At 62.0% G+C, this 16,121-nt stretch carries 14 protein-coding genes and 2 pseudogenes; 11 read left to right on the top strand and 5 right to left on the bottom strand.

Annotated elements, in window-relative coordinates:
• Positions 1-802 (top strand): annotated as a pseudogene (locus VJX68_RS10835) (radical SAM protein); the annotation flags it as partial.
• A gap of 1 nt (position 803) precedes the next feature.
• Here the strand turns inward: VJX68_RS10835 and msrA are convergent.
• Positions 804-1,457: a peptide-methionine (S)-S-oxide reductase MsrA gene (gene msrA / locus VJX68_RS10830; RefSeq protein WP_349255909.1), complete on the bottom strand. Its 654-nt coding sequence runs from the start codon at positions 1,455-1,457 to the stop codon at positions 804-806.
• An 87-nt stretch (positions 1,458-1,544) separates the two neighbouring features.
• Here msrA and VJX68_RS10825 point away from each other — a divergent pair, with 87 nt between their 5' ends.
• The 5 genes and pseudogenes from VJX68_RS10825 (at position 1,545) to VJX68_RS10810 (ending at position 4,236) form a co-directional block, all read left to right on the top strand.
• Positions 1,545-2,267 (top strand): ZIP family metal transporter, encoded by a 723-nt coding sequence (locus tag VJX68_RS10825; protein WP_324095701.1) that lies wholly within the window; start codon positions 1,545-1,547, stop codon positions 2,265-2,267.
• A 114-nt stretch (positions 2,268-2,381) separates the two neighbouring features.
• A complete protein-coding gene (locus VJX68_RS19340) occupies positions 2,382-2,696 on the top strand; it encodes a DUF1722 domain-containing protein (RefSeq protein WP_414643478.1) in 315 nt (104 codons plus the stop codon).
• Positions 2,653-3,021 (top strand): annotated as a pseudogene (locus VJX68_RS10820) (efflux RND transporter permease subunit); the annotation flags it as partial. The gene VJX68_RS19340 and the pseudogene VJX68_RS10820, both read left to right, overlap by 44 nt.
• On the top strand, positions 3,002-3,802 hold the full coding sequence (locus tag VJX68_RS10815; RefSeq protein ID WP_324095700.1) for a bestrophin-like domain: 801 nt from the start codon (positions 3,002-3,004) through the stop codon (positions 3,800-3,802). The pseudogene VJX68_RS10820 and the gene VJX68_RS10815, both read left to right, overlap by 20 nt.
• A gap of 53 nt (positions 3,803-3,855) precedes the next feature.
• The gene (locus VJX68_RS10810) at positions 3,856-4,236 is read left to right on the top strand and encodes a hypothetical protein (protein WP_324095699.1); all 381 of its coding nucleotides are present in this window, start codon (positions 3,856-3,858) and stop codon (positions 4,234-4,236) included.
• Between the two features lie 53 nt (positions 4,237-4,289).
• Here VJX68_RS10810 and VJX68_RS10805 read toward each other — a convergent pair whose 3' ends face one another.
• Complete coding sequence (locus VJX68_RS10805) at positions 4,290-4,715, bottom strand: hypothetical protein (protein ID WP_324095698.1); 426 nt, start codon at positions 4,713-4,715, stop codon at positions 4,290-4,292.
• A 110-nt stretch (positions 4,716-4,825) separates the two neighbouring features.
• Here VJX68_RS10805 and cysK point away from each other — a divergent pair, with 110 nt between their 5' ends.
• On the top strand, positions 4,826-5,782 hold the full coding sequence (cysK, locus tag VJX68_RS10800) for a cysteine synthase A (protein ID WP_324095697.1): 957 nt from the start codon (positions 4,826-4,828) through the stop codon (positions 5,780-5,782).
• 23 nt (positions 5,783-5,805) lie between these two features.
• Positions 5,806-8,127, top strand: a complete 2,322-nt coding sequence (locus VJX68_RS10795) for a molybdopterin-dependent oxidoreductase (RefSeq protein ID WP_324095696.1) — start codon at positions 5,806-5,808, stop codon at positions 8,125-8,127.
• 15 nt (positions 8,128-8,142) lie between these two features.
• Here VJX68_RS10795 and VJX68_RS10790 read toward each other — a convergent pair whose 3' ends face one another.
• Positions 8,143-9,027 (bottom strand): hypothetical protein, encoded by an 885-nt coding sequence (locus VJX68_RS10790; protein WP_324095695.1) that lies wholly within the window; start codon positions 9,025-9,027, stop codon positions 8,143-8,145.
• 111 nt (positions 9,028-9,138) lie between these two features.
• On the opposite strand from VJX68_RS10790, the gene VJX68_RS10785 reads away from it, so the two are divergent.
• On the top strand, positions 9,139-10,551 hold the full coding sequence (locus VJX68_RS10785; RefSeq protein WP_324095694.1) for a CoA transferase: 1,413 nt from the start codon (positions 9,139-9,141) through the stop codon (positions 10,549-10,551).
• On the opposite strand, the gene VJX68_RS10780 is transcribed toward VJX68_RS10785, so the two are convergent.
• On the bottom strand, positions 10,548-11,957 hold the full coding sequence (locus VJX68_RS10780) for an FGGY-family carbohydrate kinase (protein ID WP_324095693.1): 1,410 nt from the start codon (positions 11,955-11,957) through the stop codon (positions 10,548-10,550). The genes VJX68_RS10785 and VJX68_RS10780 overlap by 4 nt on opposite strands.
• 70 nt (positions 11,958-12,027) lie before the next feature.
• On the opposite strand from VJX68_RS10780, the gene VJX68_RS10775 reads away from it, so the two are divergent.
• Together VJX68_RS10775 and rhaI are read left to right on the top strand one after the other, a co-directional pair.
• Positions 12,028-14,091, top strand: coding sequence for a bifunctional rhamnulose-1-phosphate aldolase/short-chain dehydrogenase (locus VJX68_RS10775; protein WP_324095692.1), 2,064 nt, complete (start codon positions 12,028-12,030; stop codon positions 14,089-14,091).
• An 18-nt stretch (positions 14,092-14,109) separates the two neighbouring features.
• Entirely contained in the window at positions 14,110-15,405 is a 1,296-nt protein-coding gene (gene rhaI / locus VJX68_RS10770; RefSeq protein ID WP_324095691.1) for an L-rhamnose catabolism isomerase, read from the top strand.
• Between the two features lie 164 nt (positions 15,406-15,569).
• Here rhaI and VJX68_RS10765 read toward each other — a convergent pair.
• A partial coding sequence (locus VJX68_RS10765) for a hypothetical protein (RefSeq protein WP_324095690.1) occupies positions 15,570-16,121 on the bottom strand: 552 nt, incomplete at its 5' end.

Below are 16,121 nucleotides of genomic sequence, written 5' to 3'. Positions count from 1 at the left end.
TCGCATCACCGAATACCGCAAGATGCTGCAGGCGTGGAAGCGCGCCAAGGTGCTGACCTACGCCGGCTACATCCTGGGCTTCCCGTCCGACACGCCCGCGAGCATCGAGCGCGACATCGCGATCATCCAGCGCGAACTCCCGATCGACATCATGGAGTTCTTCATGCTCACGCCACTGCCCGGCTCCAAGGATCACCAGGACATGTACCTGCGTGGCGAGCGGATGGAGGCGGACACCAACAAATACGACGCCGAGCACGCGACCGCGGATCATCCGCGGATGAGCACCGCCGAGTGGCAGGACATCTACCAGCGGGCGTGGCACCTGTACTACTCGCCGTCTCACATCGAGACGCTGATCAAGCGGGCGGTCGCCAGTGGGATGCGCTCGCGGCGGATGACCTCGATGATTTTTTATTTCTACGGAAGTCACGCCTTCGAACGGGTGCATCCGCTGCAAGGCGGGATCATTCGCCGCAAGCCGCGCACGCAGCGCCGTCCTGGATACCCGCGCGAGAACGCGCTCAGGTTCTTCATGCGGCGCGCGCGAGAGATGTCAGCGACCTATGTGCCGGGGCTGTGGTTCTTTTGGCGGCTGGAACGGCTGCGAAAAAAGATCGAGAACGATCCGGCGTCGAAGCACTATATGGATGTAGCGCTCAGCCCGGTCGTCGATGGCGAGTTCGACGGCGACCTCGAGCTCTACCACGCCTCGGACTCAGCGGTACGCGCCGCGGACCAGGCACGCGCACGCGCCGAGGAAATGCGCAAGATCGAGCTGCGCCGCGCCGCCGCCGGCTGACCTAGTTTGCGGCCTGTTGCTGGTACAGGCCGGGTAAGTCTTTCTGAAACCGTTCCAGTTTCGGCAAATCGTTGTACACGATGTAGGGTTGATCAGGGTGCAGCTCCAGGTAGTTCTGATGGTAATCTTCGGCCGGATAAAATCCCGTCAGCGGAACTACATTGGTAACGATGGGCTTGGGGAATGCGTGCTGCTGATCGAGTTGCGCGATGTAGTCATCGGCCATCTTCTTTTGAGCGTCGTTCTCATAGAAGATCGAAGACCGATACTGGGTTCCTGAATCCGGCCCCTGTCGATTCAGCTCGGTCGGATCGTGAGCGACGAAAAAAAACACCTTCAACAGATCGTCGTACGAGACCTTCGACGGATCGTAAGTGACCTGCACCGACTCGGCATGTCCCGTCGTTCCCGTGCTCACGATCTCGTACTGCGCTGTGTTCGCCGCTCCGCCCGCGTATCCTGAAACAACTTTGGTCACGCCCTTCACATGCTTGAAGACAGCATCGACGCCCCAGAAACAACCGCCCGAAAAAACCGCTGTAGCGCTATCGTTGTCTGCGGCTTGGGCCAAAACGTCGAGCGGCTTCATGCCGGCTGACAGTCCCACGGTAAGCAAGAGCGCCAGTATCCACTTCGTTCGCAACTTCATGTTCATCATATTAGCAATGCGGAGCAGTAGAGTCTGGTTCCCACAGCAAGTTGAATTTGACCATCGACATTATACTCTGAGCAAAATCCACCCATGCGATTCGCGCCGATACTTCTCGCTCTAGTCACGCTCGTGTCCACCGGCTTGGGCGGAACGGCCGCCATCCGCATGCGCGACCGGCTTCATTTGCTGCTCGGGTTCAGCTCCGGCGCGGTCTTGGCAGTGGCCCTGTTCGACATACTGCCCGAAGTCTTTGCGTTCCCCCACGGCGCATCGTACATGCCAATCACCGCGCTAGGATTCCTCGCGTTCTTCGGCCTCGAACGTTACACCGCGATGCACCGCGCCCGCGAACATCCCCACTTGGTCGGCGCTCATGAGCCGGAGCTTGGCGCGATGTCCGCGGCGGGGTTGGCCTTTCACAGTTTCCTGGACGGAGTCGCAATCGGCGTCGGCTTTCAGACCAGCGTTCAGATGGGTTTCCTGATTGCGCTGGGAATCATCGCGCACGATTTCAGCGACGGGCTGAACACAGTGACAGTCGTCCTTGCTCACGGAAATTCGCGCAGGAACGCCATCTTCTGGCTAATCGTGGATATGTTGACGCCGGTCCTCGGTGCGGCCTCGACGCTGATGTTCAATCTAAGGGCGGGACTCCTGCCCTTCCTGCTCGCATTCTTCGCCGGCTCTTTTCTTTACATAGGCGCATCGGATTTGCTGCCGGAAGCGCGCGAGCACGACTCGCCGCTGGTCGGCGTCGCCACTTGTGCAGGGATGCTCACAATTTTTCTGATTACCCGCCTGCTGCGCGGCTAGGATTGAAAGCGTGACCTCGCCCGAGAAGCTCGCGACCGAACCGCGTGTCGTCATGCTTGCTCGGCGAGGAGGTGCGTTTCGACGGCGGTTGCAAAGCAGCTCGCGCGAGACAAGGTGCGTGACGACTACGAGCTAGCGTTTATGGACTACCGCCGCGGCCTTGTGCCGCTGGTCGTGTCGATCACGCTCTTTCGCCATTACGTCCGCGAATGCGAAATCACCTACCTGCAAGGACAGGTCTATCTGGAGCCGCACCCGAAAGAGCTAATGCTCCGCAACCACGTGCAGCTCGTGTCCATTTCCCCGAAAAACTCGAGGAGGAGCGAGTGGAGATTGGCGAAAGACGGCGGACATATATATTGTCTGCCATCATGGGAAAAGGCTGAGTCTCATAGGTGTCATCGTCAGTCACGTTATCGTGCTGTTTGACTTCATCGAGGAGATCCACGAGAAAGGTGAACCGTTCATGGAAGCGATGCTCGACGCGGGCATCGAGCGACTGCCTGTGATGATAACGGTGGGCGCAGCGGTGCTGGCATTGGTGCCGCTGTCGATTCGCGGCGGACCTTTATGGGAGCCGCTATGTTACGCGCAGATAGGAGGTCTTAGCGTCACCACCTTCATCGAACTGCTGCTGGTGCGGGTGTTGTACGGAATCTTCGTGCTCGATTTGAAACTCACCAAATGGGAGACAATACACATCGACACTGCGCCCGGGACGGTGATCCCGCTCCGTGGCGCTGCCGAAGATTGATTTTAGGATCATGGGACACATTTTTGATGACATAGATGCGTGGGCTATAGCGTCGACAGTTGCGTTCGCGATGGTCGCCGGCTGGCTCGCAGGACGCTGGCGAGGCCGCCGGCTGCGCGCGGAACTGGCGGGCAAACCCGCAGTCTCCAAATTCGTGGACGCCAGTCTTGCGGTCCTTGGATTGCTGCTGGCATTTACGTTTTCAACGGCTCTCACCAAGCATGACCAACGGCGCATGATGGTTGTCGCCGACAGCAACGCTATCGGCGACTTCTACACTTGCGCCAGCCTGCTCAAAGAACCAGTGCGTTCCAAACTGCGGATGGTCATTCACGATTACGCGGCTCTGCGAGTGAATCTTGCTCAACATCGTTATAACGAAACTACTTTCGAAAGCGCCCTTGTCCGATTCCAGCAAATGCAGGACCAGATGGTTGAACTGGTATCTCAAGCGCTGGAGAATGGCACACCTATCGCGGTTTCGCTCACCAACACCCTCAACGCTGTAACCAGCAGCCATGCTTCACGCCTGGTAGCGGCCAAGGACCGCCTGCCGACAAGCATCGTGCTATTACTGCTTTTGTCTGCTGTCAGCTCTGCGATGCTGGTAGGAAGAGAACAAGGAGCAGCGGACGAAACCGATATGGCAGGCACCGTGAGCTTTATTATATTAGTCACCTTCGTCATTTTTGTTACCCTGGATTTGAATCAACCCGACCGCGGCCTTATTACGGTCAGCCAGGAACCAATGAAGCGACTGCTATCAACGATGTCTCAATGAGGGGCAGCCTGGAGTATTCTGACCGGAATGAATCGAAGCGAGGTTATTGAGCTATGCCATCGAAAGACCACTCTAACGAACCGCCGCAAGCTGCCGAAGCGGCACCAACCTCGAGCAAGCCAGCGGGTTCAGATGCCGACTGGCCCAGGCTTCTCGCGCGCGTGGTAGAAGGAATAGTCACCGCCGAGTTGCACGAGTTCGAAGACAACGTGATGGCATTTCTCGACTCCGCTGTCGCGGACGCCTATGCAACCTTCGTCTGGATATGCGCGCGAGTGATAGGAGCGGCCTTTTTGCTGACGGGGCTGGTCCTGTTCCTGGGAATTTTCCTTCAGTGGTGGGCGGTGTTTGGGTTAGTCGGTGTAGTCGTCATCGCGGCGGGCGCTCTTGCGAGACTTAGGCGCCGTCGACGTGAGCGCCGACCTCGTCGATAGGATCGGCCGGCGCGTCAAAGACCTATTTACCCGCCGATCGCGCGATTAGAAGATCAGCCTAAGAACCCCCCTACTGTGAGGTCGGCTTTGTGGCGGCTAAGAAGTACCGCCGTGCCCCAACTGAGCGCGAGCGCAAAAACGATATAAACGATGCCGAAAATCATCTCGCCCTGCGAAGCCGGCGGTGGATTCCTCGCCGAGAAAAGCACGAGGTTGAGGGTCACGTAGATCGCGTATGCGTAGCCAAGGGAAAGCGCATAGCGGCGCATTCGCCAGATGCCGGCGGCGTAGGTCAGCAGAAAAATCCCCAGAAGCGGCCCCAGTATCGCGATCGGCGCGCCGCTCAGCCGCTTGCTGAAAAGGACCAGCTCCGTGGTCGGACCCTCGAGATACAACGGCTTCAGAATGTCGGACACCGCCAGAATCGCGAACAGGATCGCCAAGGTCGTGAGTGCGGTGCTACGTTGGGAATTTGCCATCGCCATTGGCCTCCGCGTATGTCTAGTACTGCCGGGTTGTTGGCTTCAATCGTTACTTATTCGATTTAACAGGTAATATTAACGACGATTTCAGAAGTGGGAGGCAGCCGATGCCACATTGGTACGAAGACAATTCGCGATCGATCGGACATACGCCGCTGGTGCGGCTCAACCGCGTCACCGACGGCGCGCCGGCGGTAGTTCTCGGCAAGGTCGAAGGGCGCAATCCTGCGTACTCCGTCAAATGCCGAATCGGGGCGGCGATGGTCTGGGACGCGGAGAAGCGCGGCCTGCTCGGTCCTGGCAAGGAGTTGGTCGAACCGACCAGCGGCAACACCGGTATCGCGCTCGCGTTCGTCGCGGCCGCCCGCAATATTCCGCTGACCTTGACGATGCCGGATACGATGAGCCTCGAGCGCCGCAAGTTGCTGATCGCCTACGGCGCGACGTTGGTGTTGACCGAGGGCGCGCGCGGTATGACCGGAGCGATTGCGAAGGCAGAGGAGATCGTGGCGTCGGCACGTGAGCGCTACGTCTTGCTGCAGCAGTTCAAGAATCCCGCCAATCCCGCCATCCACGAAGCGACCACCGGTCCGGAAATCTGGAACGACACCGACGGCGCGGTCGACATTTTCGTGTCGGGCGTCGGCACCGGCGGCACCATCACCGGAGTCTCGCGCTACATCAAGAAAACGAAGGGCAAAGCGATCGTCACCGTCGCCGTCGAGCCGAGTGCCAGTCCTGTGATCACGCAGCATCGCAGCGGCCAGCCGCTAAAGCCGGGAGCGCACAAAATCCAGGGCATCGGTGCGGGGTTCGTGCCTGAGAACCTGGACCTCACGCTTGTCGATGTAGTCGAGCAGGTCACCAACGAAGAGGCGATCGAGTACGCGCGGCGGCTGACACGCGAAGAAGGAATCCTCTCCGGCATTTCGTGCGGAGCCGCCGTCGCGGTCGCGGCGCGTATTGCAAAGCGTCCGCAAAACAAGGGCAAGACCATCGTCGTCGTGCTGCCCGATTCCGGCGAGCGATACTTAAGCACCGCACTGTTCGAGGGGATCTCTTAATCCGAGGGCTCCACCGCGTCGGCATGAAGTCAGAAAAAACTCCTGGCTCGACGCCTGCGCTGAACCATTCGCATTGGGGCGCGTTCGAGCCGGTCGTAGTGGAGGGACGCGTAACGGACGCGCGGCCCTTTGCGAAGGATCCTGATCCCTCGCCCCTGCTGCGCTCGATTCCCGACGCGCTGCATCATCATAGTCGCGTGGCGCAACCCGCGGTGCGGGCCGGATGGCTCGAGAACGGGCCCGGCCGTGGGCGCGATCGTCGTGGAACCGATCGTTACCTAACCGTGACGTGGGAACGGGCGCTCGATTTGATCGCCGATGAAATTCGCCGCGTGATTCGCGAACGTGGGAATCAGGCGATTTACGCCGGCTCATACGGATGGGGCAGCGCGGGGCGTTTTCATCATGCGCGGACGCAGCTTCAGCGCTTCCTCGGCGGCATCGGCGGCTTCACCGGTGCGCGCGACACCTACAGCAACGCCGCGGGCGCCGTGCTCGTGAAGAACGTGCTCGGCAGCCTGCACGCGATGAACGGTCCCGGCACCAGTTGGAAGAGCATCGCGGAGCATGCCGACCTGGTCGTGATGTTCGGCGGGATGCCGATGCGCAACACTCAAGTCACGCCCGGCGGGGTCGGCGAGCATACGACGCAAGGCTGGCTCGAGAAGGTCAAGGCCGCGGGCGTCGAGTTCTGCAACATCAGTCCGATGCGCGACGATGCGGCCGCCTTCCTCGATGCTGAATGGATCGCGCCGCGGCCGCACAGCGATACCGCGCTGATGCTCGCGCTTGCGCATACGCTGATTGTCGAAGGGCTGCACGACGCGGACTTCCTCGCGCGGTACTGCACCGGCTTCAATCGCTTCCGCGACTACCTGCTTGGCGCCGAAGACGGCGTCGCAAAATCTGCGGATTGGGCGGCCAGCTTGAGCGAAATATCCGCCGACAAGATTCGCGAGCTGGCGCGCAGGATGGCGGCGTCGCGCACCTTCATCAACGTCAACTGGTCTTTGCAGCGCAGCGATCACGGCGAGCAGCCGATCTGGGCGGCGATCGCACTGGCCGCCGTGCTCGGCCAGGTCGGTCTGCCGGGCGGTGGTTTCGGCTTCGGCTACGGCAGCATGGAGGGTCTCGCGAGCCTGTTGCCGGATATGCCGATCCCGACTCTGCCGCTCAGCCGCAACCTGGTTCGCAGCTTCATCCCGGTGGCTCGAATCGCGGACCTACTGCTCAACCCGGGGCAGCGCTTCCAGTACAACGGGCAGGACCTCGTTTATCCCGATATCGATCTCGTCTACTGGTGCGGCGGCAATCCGTTTCACCACCATCAGGATCTCAACCGCCTGCTTCGCGCGTGGCGGCGCCCTTCGACGATCGTCGTCCACGATCCATGGTGGACCGCAACTGCGCGCCACGCCGATATCGTGCTGCCAACCACCACGACGCTCGAGCGCGACGATATCGGTGCGAGTGCGCGGGATAGATTCATCATCGCGATGAAGCAGGCGATCGCTCCGGTCGGCGAGGCGCGCGACGACTTTGCAATCTTTGGCGATCTGGCGGAGCGGTTCGGAACTCGCGACTCGTTCACGGAAGGACGCGCTACTATTCAGTGGCTGCGTTACATTTACGAGGCGGCGTGCGAGCGCGCGAATCCACACGTGGCGGAGTGGCCCGGCTTCGACGAGTTCTGGCGGCGCGGATACCTCGAAATTCCCGAAGCGTCGACGCCGCACGTTCTCTTCGAAGAGTTCAGGATGAATCCCGAAAGCAATCCGCTGCCGACTCCATCGGGACGAATCGAAATATTTTCGAAAAAGATCGCGAGCTATAACTACGCCGATTGTCCCGGACATCCCAGCTGGCTAGAGCCCGCGGAATGGCTGGGCAGCCCGCTCGCGCGCGAATACCCGCTGCATCTCCTGACTACGCAGCCGCGCACGCGACTGCACGGCCAGATGGACATGGCGCGCGTCAGCCAGCAGAGCAAAGTCGCGGGGCGCGAGCCGATGCGGATAAATCGCGGTGATGCCGGCGCGCGTGGAATTCGCGATGGCGACGTCGTGCGCGTCTTCAACCAACGCGGCGCGATCCTCGCTGGAGCGGTGCTCACCGACGATATTCGTCCCGGCGTGATTCAGATCTCGACCGGCGCGTGGTACGACCCGGTCGACCCGGGCACGATTGGCAGCCTCGACAAGCACGGCAACCCGAACGTGCTCACGCTCGACAAGGGAACGTCGAGTCTGGCGCAAGGTCCGAGCGCTCAGACCACACTGGTCCAAGTCGAGAGATACGCCGGCGAGCCACCGCCTGTCAGTGCCTTCAAACCGCCGGTCGCATGAACCAGCCCAATCGGATCAGGTTGCGCTCGCGTCTTGGTACTTCGGCGACGACGCCTTCATGAAGCGCAGCAGCATTCTCATCTCGGCGACGCGCTTGCTGTCCGCTTCGTTCAGCGCGGTCTCGAACCACATGTATTCGGTCTTGGGACTTTGCCCGAGCGCCACGATACTCCCGCCCACGCGGTATGGATGCTCGACCAGAACCGGCCCGTTGATGTTGCGCAGTTCGATCGCGCCAAACAGCCCCACCGCCTGTCCGAGTTTGCCGCGCAGAGTCGCAATCGACTGCGCATAGAGAAGCTGCACCATCGTGGCCGGCGTGGCGATCGCGCCGCCCCACAGCGAGGGTTTGGTGTACCACTCGAGCGGTTCGGTGATGACCTTCATCCGTTCGGCCATCGCATCTTTCGTCAGAAAAGCGTCGCACTCCTCGAACTGGTCGCCGACCTTGAGCCCGCCAAGGATTCGCAACTGACCCGCATCGAATCGATCGAGCGGACGCCGTAGCAGCGCGCTCGGCTCCTCGGGATTTCCGACTGACGCGGTACCTTCCGCGACGCGCATGCCGTCATCGCGCTCGATCCAGATCTCGACCTGCGCGTCAGACGCATCGTGCGGCGGCTCTCTAAGGAACGCGCGGACCGCTTCGCGGTCGGTGGTCGCGTTGAGGAAATACATCGAGATCGTGCCGTGCTCAAACCATCGCTTGCCGAACGCCTTGAGCAGGAGCGGCGGAAACAGCTCCAGGTGGATCGATCCGGCGACGGTGCCGCCGCGAAAACCCAGCTTGGTCGCCGTCGCGTCATCATGGATGCTGCCCTTCACATTGCGAGCGTTGTTCTGAGATCGGCGCAATGGGCCGACGAACACATGATCGCGCAATTCGATTTCCGAATTCATGATGTCGTCCTCGGAGGCGATTCAAGCAGGTATCCCAATAATCGGCAAACTTCTCAACCAGTCATAGCGAACCGTTTCCCGATTCGTTTGTGCGGGTGCTAATTTCAATGCGTGGCGACCTCTTCAGCGATCGAAGCGACGCGCTGGACTAACGATCTTCTTGCTTCGCTCGGACGCGGTGCCAATTCACGCCAGCACGTGCTGCAAATCACAGGAAACGATCCGGTAATCGCGACTCGATTTCGCGCAGGCGAGGCTGCCGCCGCCGCGCTCGCCGCGAATGCGACCGCGGCCGCCGACCTGTGGTGTGCACGCGGCGGTCGTCCGCAGCGTATCGAGGTGGACGTGCGTGCCGCGGCGGCGTCGCTCGTGTCGTTCGCATACCTGAGGTATCAAGACGCGTCGTTCGAGCGGCGCGGGCAAGCCACGACCGCGCTCTATCGGGCGCGCGACGGGCGATGGATTCATCTGCATGGCGGATTCAGTTCGCGCGAAGGCACGCTCGCGCTTTTGAAATGCGACGATGACGCCAACGCGATCGCGAATGCCGTCGCGTCGTGGGACGCTCAAGCGCTCGAGGATACGCTCGCCGAGCGCGGCGTATGCGGAGCGAAGCTTCGCAGCGCCAACGAGTGGCGCGTTCATCCGCAGGGGATCGCACTCGCGCGAGTGCCGGTGGTCGAGATACTTCCCCTCGGCGACGCGGACCGTGAGCCGGTTCCCGGACCCCGCGCCGATGAGCATGGCGCGCGGCCCCTTTCGAGCGTGCGGGTTCTCGATCTGACGCGCGTGCTGGCGGGACCGACCTGCGCGCGGACGCTCGCGGAGCATGGCGCCGACGTCCTGCACGTTAGGAGTCCCAAGCTGCCGTCAATCGAGCCTTTCGTCATCGACACCAATCCCGGCAAGCGTTCGTGCTTCCTCGATCTCGATCGCAAGGAAGACGTCGAGCAATTGCGCGCGCTGGTCCGCGATGCGCACGTGTTCTCGCAAGGATACCGTCCCGGCGCTCTCGCGCGGCGCGGTTTCGCACCCGAAGAATTGGCGCGGATGCGCCCCGGCATCATAGTGGTTTCGATCGACTGTTACGGACACGAAGGACCGTTTGCGGGCCGCCCCGGATGGGAACAACTCGCGCAGACTGTTTCCGGCATGGCGCTCGAGCACGCCGGCGATGAGAATCCAGCTCTGGTGCCGACCGCGATCAACGACTACACGACCGGCTATCTCGGCGCGCTCGGCGCGATGTGTGCGCTCGCGCGACGGACAGTTGAGGGCGGCAGCTGGCATGTTCGCGTGTCGCTCGCGCGCACCGCGATGTGGATCATGTCGTTGCCGCGCACCGCACCGGATGCCAAACCGGGTGGCTTCGACGCTGCGTCGATTGCGGCGTGGATCATCGAGATGAACACTGCATGGGGTCCGCTGACCCGCCTGGGGCCAATCGCGCGCATGTCGGAAACGCCGCCACGATGGGAGCTTCCGCCCGCTCCGCTGGGCAGCGACCCTGCGGAATGGCGCTAAGCTCGCGGACCTGCTCGACGACTTGTGGGAAGGAGGCCCTGCCATCTGCTCCGAGTCGCTTTCAACTTGGCGACCGCACCGGGCGCACACAGATCAAGCCGGGCAGGCTCCGGATTTTTTCCGCGCGAGAGTAACGACAACGATACGGCGCCGCGAAGTGTGCCGGTTTGATCTGACGAACGAAACACCGGCTGTGGTGCGCGAAGCGACGCGAGTGCCGAGGTGAACGCTTCGTTGGATGCAAGCCGCCCTTCAAGGATGATGTCGCCGTGCGCCTCGAGCATCGTCAGGCAGTAGTCCGTCATCAGTGCACAATACATCGCCGCGAGCGCGGCTCGATCGCGCAGGGTGTCGGGAGCGTTGCCCTCGATGCGACCGACTTGCGCGCGAAATGGCCCACCCTGGTCTGCGAACGAAGGAATCGCCAACGCGCCCGATGCGAGAATAGTCTCGAGGTCGCCAACTGACGGCCGTGTAACGCCGGTGTCGGCACCACAGATCGCGGTGTATTCGCGGCCTCCTATGAAACGGGCGGTCGGGACAGGATTGCCGAACGCATCGACGTTCGCGAGCGTGTCCAGTTCCTCGCGCAACACCTCGAGCGGGCTACCGTGCGCCATCACTACGATCCAGGTGCCGGTCGAAACGACGCAGAAAGGATCTTCGCGAGTCGCGCGATGCGCCAGGTACGACGCGTTGCTGTCGTGGATTCCCGCGAGGATTTTGCACTCACTGGAAAGGCCGGTGGCGGCGACGACCTCCGGGATTGGAGGACCAAGCGGAGTCCATGCGCTCACGCGCCGGCCAAAGCGCGAGTCCCATCTCATCGTTCTTGCGAAGGTTGAGAAATCTCCGTGCCGCGGCTCCCAAAGATCAGTATGGCAACCCAATGAGGTTGGCTCCCACGCTCTGACGCCGCACAGGCGCGCGGCCCAGTATTGCGGGTACGGGACAATCGTCGCGCGGCCGAACTCCCGCGGAAATTGTCGCTGCTGCCAGAAGAGCTGCCGGCCAAGGTTGAGACCCGCAGGGAGTTTTGGCGACGCGGTGCGCGCAAAGTCGCGCGCGCTCGCGTCGTAGTCGGAATCGATGTCGCTTACGCCGCGAAATTCGTAATCCATGATCGGCAGCACGGGTCCGGCATCGTCGACCAGCGCAGCGCACGCACCATGCGTGACGGGCACCACGGAACTAACTTCGAAGTCACGCGCGAGCGTCGCAAGTCCGTCGATCAGCCATGCATAGAGCGCTTCGACGTCGAAGTGCGGATACGGCGGCGAACTATCGACGCTGTTTTGCCGGCCGAGCGTGGCCATCGTGACGCCGGTATCGTTGACCGCCGACAGCCGCACGTTGCTTTTGCCGACGTCGAACACGGCGACGGCTTCGGGACGCGAGCTACTCACCTGAGCATCACTACTCAATCGCCCGGCTTCGCTCAATTGAATTACCACGCCGTCGTGTTACGATCCGCGCGTGATAAGCGACCGATGGAACGACGCCGACGCCAAGCCGCTTACAGAGCCCGAGCTGCTTTTGTACCGATCCCATTTGTTGGGTGCCGACCTCGGCGTGACCAATTTCGGCGGCGGCAACATCTCTGCAAAAATCGCGGACGTTGATCCGATCAGCAACGAGCGCGTAACGATTCTGTGGGTGAAAGGATCGGGCGACGATTTGGGCTCGATGGATCTTTCCGGCTTCGCGAAACTGTATCAAAACAAAGTCGTCGCGCTGGAAGGCCGCTTCCGCGGACGCGAGCATGAAGATGAGATAGTCCCGTACTTCGAGTATTGCGCCTTCGCCGGCAGCGCGCGTGCCGCCAGCATCGACACTCCTCTGCATGCGCTGTTGCCGTTCGCGCATGTCGACCACGTCCATCCCGATTCCGTCATCGCAATTGCGGCGGCGCGACATAGTGAGGCGATCACGCGCGAGGTATTCGGCGGCGAACTCGGATGGTTGCCGTGGCAACGACCGGGCTTCGACCTCGGCTTGCGATTGCGCGACGCGGTGCGCGCGAATCCACAAATTCGGGGAGTCGTGCTTGCGGGGCACGGGCTCATCGCCTGGGGCGATACGTCGAAGGCCTGCTATCGCAACACGATCGACACGATCCGCCGCGCAGAAGCGTGGCTGTCCGAACGCATCGGAACGTCTCCGGCTTTTGGCGGAGAGCGTATCGCATCGCGGCCCGCGGATGAGCGTAGCGCAATCGCGTCGGAACTGATGCCGGTTCTTCGCGGCCATCTAACTGGCGCGCAACGCAAGGTCGGCCACTTCGCCGACAACGCGCAGGTGCTCGAATTCGTGGGAGCGCGGCGGTTCGAGGAGCTGGCTAATATCGGGACTTCGTGCCCCGATCATTTTCTCCGCACCAAGATTCGACCGCTCGTGCTGCCTTCCGATCCGGCAGTCGCAAAAGAAAACGCGGCCGAAGCGATCGCGCGCTATAGAAGTGATTACCAAGCCTACTACGAACGATGCCGCCGGCCGGGCGCTCCGCCGATGCGCGATGCGAACCCTGTCGTGCTCCTGATGCCTTCGGTCGGGATGTTCACGTTCGCAAAGGACAAGCCGACCGCACGAATCGCGAGCGAGTTCTACTGCAACGCGCTAGGCGTTATGCGGGGGGCGTCGGGGGTCGACGAATATCTCGGACCGCCCGAGCAGGAAGCCTTCGACATCGAGTATTGGGCGCTCGAGGAAGCCAAGCTGCGCAGACAGCCAGCGCCGAAGCCGCTCGCGGGACGCATTGCGGTCGTGACCGGCGGTGCAGGCGGAATCGGCGGCGCGATAGCACATCGGCTATTGGCCGACGATGCTTGCGTCGTGCTGTTGGACAATGATGGAGACGCGCTGGAGCGGGCGGGCGCCGAGTTTGCGCGGAAGTTCGGCAAGGATCGGACTCGGGTCACGCGATGCGACGTTACCGACGAAGCGAACGTGGCGCGCGCATTTGCGTTCGCGGCGCGGGAATACGGCGGCATCGACATCGTGGTATCGAACGCCGGAATCGCATCCGCAGCTCGCTTCGAAGAAACCACCGTCGAGGCGTGGCGCCGCAACATGGACGTGCTCGGCACCGGCTATTTCCTGGTCGGACGTGAAGCGGCACGCATCCTGAAAGAGCAGGGAATCGGCGGCTCGATCGTATTCGTCGCCAGCAAGAATGCGCTCGTCGCGTCTTCGGGCGCCGCCGCGTACAGCACCGCCAAGGCGGCCGAGCTCCACTTGGCGCGATGCATGGCGCTCGAGCTAGCGGCCGACGGAATTCGGGTGAACGCCGTAAATCCTGACGCTGTCCTGCAAGGTTCGCGGATATGGTCGGGCAGTTGGCGCGCCGAGCGTGCGCGCGCGTACGGGATCGAGCCGTCGGAGCTGGAGAAATTTTATCGGGAACGGAGCTTGCTCAAACAAAACGTCACGCCAGAGGATGTCGCCGAGGCCGTGCATTTTTTTGCGTCCGATCGATCGGCAAAATCCACGGGCAACATTCTCAACGTCGATGCTGGCAACGCCGCCGCCTTCACGCGGTAAAGCTCTCGCGAGGTTCTTATGACGCCAAGCACGCCAATCGATACCGAGCTGATCGCAAAGCACAACGCGGGCCTGGAGAAGGACCTTGCCGCCGACTATGAGCACCTCGGCGCCGTGTTGGCGCGGCGCGGAGTCGATCTCGAAGCGATCACCGCGCGCATCCAGCGGTTTGCGGTGGCGATTCCGAGTTGGGGCGTCGGCTCGGGCGGCACGCGGTTCGCGCGCTTTCCAGTCGCCGGCGAGCCGCGCAACGTCTTCGAGAAACTCGAGGACTGCGCTGTGATCCAGCAGCTGGGGCGTGCGACGCCGACGGTGTCGCCTCACTTTCCGTGGGATCGGGTCGACGATCTCCGTGAGCTGCGGGAGTTCGCGCGCTCTTATGGAATGTCTTTCGACGCCGTCAATTCGAATACCTTCGAGGACCTGCCCGGCCAGTTGTCCTACAAGTTCGGCAGCCTGACCCACACCGACAAGGCGGTTCGAGAGCAGGCGATCGCGCATAACCTTGAGTGCATAGAGATCGGCAAGCAGCTCGGCTCGGGGGCGCTGACTGTCTGGATCGGCGACGGCTCGAATTTTCCCGGTCAACTCAACATGACCAAGGCGCTCGAGCGCTACCTCGAGAGCATGCGCGTGATCGTCGCTGCGCTCCCCGACGGCTGGCGTGCGTTCATCGAGCACAAGCTGTACGAGCCGGCGCTCTACTCAACGGTGATCGCGGACTGGGGCACCAGTTTCATTTGCGCGACGCATCTAGGCGCGAACGTGCAGTGCCTGGTCGATTTGGGGCATCATGCGCCGACGACGAATATCGAGCAGATCGTTTCGCGGCTGATCCAGTTTCAGCGCCTCGGCGGCTTCCACTTCAACGATTCCAAATATGGCGACGACGATCTCGACACCGGCTCAATCGATCCGTTCCGCCTCTATCGCGTGTTCAACGAACTCGTCGACGCCAGCGCGCGCGGCGCGCCTGGCTTCGACCCGGCCTATATGCTCGACCAGTCGCACAACGTGACCGATCCGATCGAGAGCCTGATGGCCTCGGCGATGGAGGTGCAGCGCGCCTGTGCGCAGGCGCTGCTGATCGACCGCGACGCGCTCGAGGCGGTGCAGGAGGCGAACGACGTCATGCTCGCACATCGCATTTTCAAGGCGGGCTTCACGACCGACGTATCGACGATCCTGGCCGAGGCGCGGCGACGCGGAGGTGGCGCGATCGATCCGGTTGGCGTCTACCGCGCCTCGAAATATCGCGCGCACAAGACGAAGGAGCGGCCCGCCGCCGCGGGCTCGTCATCAGGCATCGTCTGATTCGAGTTTCGACGACGGCGCGTGATTCTCCACGTCGGTTGTCTGTGCTTCAAGTCGCGCACTCCCATGGTTGCGAGCGCTGGTCCCGCATCCACGGCGAAAAAGGGTCGCGCCGCCGGAAGTCGTGGAGCGGCACGGCCGAGGCCGGCTTCGAGCCGGCAGACCTATTCCGCTGGCGTCGCTGACACCGGCGACAAATCGTCGACGGGAACGGCCACAGGGTCCTCGCGGCGCACGAAGCGCCGAAAGGCCATCCGGACGTCCCGGAAGAGCCGGACCCAAGCGTTCGGTTTGCGGAAGTGTGAGGCGAACTCCCGGTTCGTCTCGAGCGGCGTCCAATACTGCTGGCGCCATGTCTTGAACATGGAGACCAACTCGTCGGTCTGCTCTGGCTTGATCGACAGCATTGCGCATCCGCAAAGCGCGTCGATCGTCACCCGTCCCAACCGGTCGAACTGGAAGCGATGACGGCTTGGGACGTGGTGCAGCCAGCCATGCGCATATTCGAAATCGTCCGGCTGGAAGCGCAGCGCCGAAATCATCGGCGATACGTCCAGATATCGAACCGTTTGCCCGGGCGCGTATCGGAACTCGACGTTAGCCATGAGAATCTCCATCCGCCTGACTCCCGGCCCGGTCCTGAATGATCTCGCGTCGGGCAGGATTCCTCGGATGGTGCACGCGAGATCGGCTTTTTTATGCTGCGACGGCGTCGA

It is taken from the genome of Binatus sp. (SeqCode) (assembly GCF_035272065.1).
Classification (GTDB): domain Bacteria; phylum Desulfobacterota; class Binatia; order Binatales; family Binataceae; genus Binatus.
Note: the sequence above shows the minus strand (reverse complement) of the source record. Positions and strands in the feature narration are given on the sequence as shown.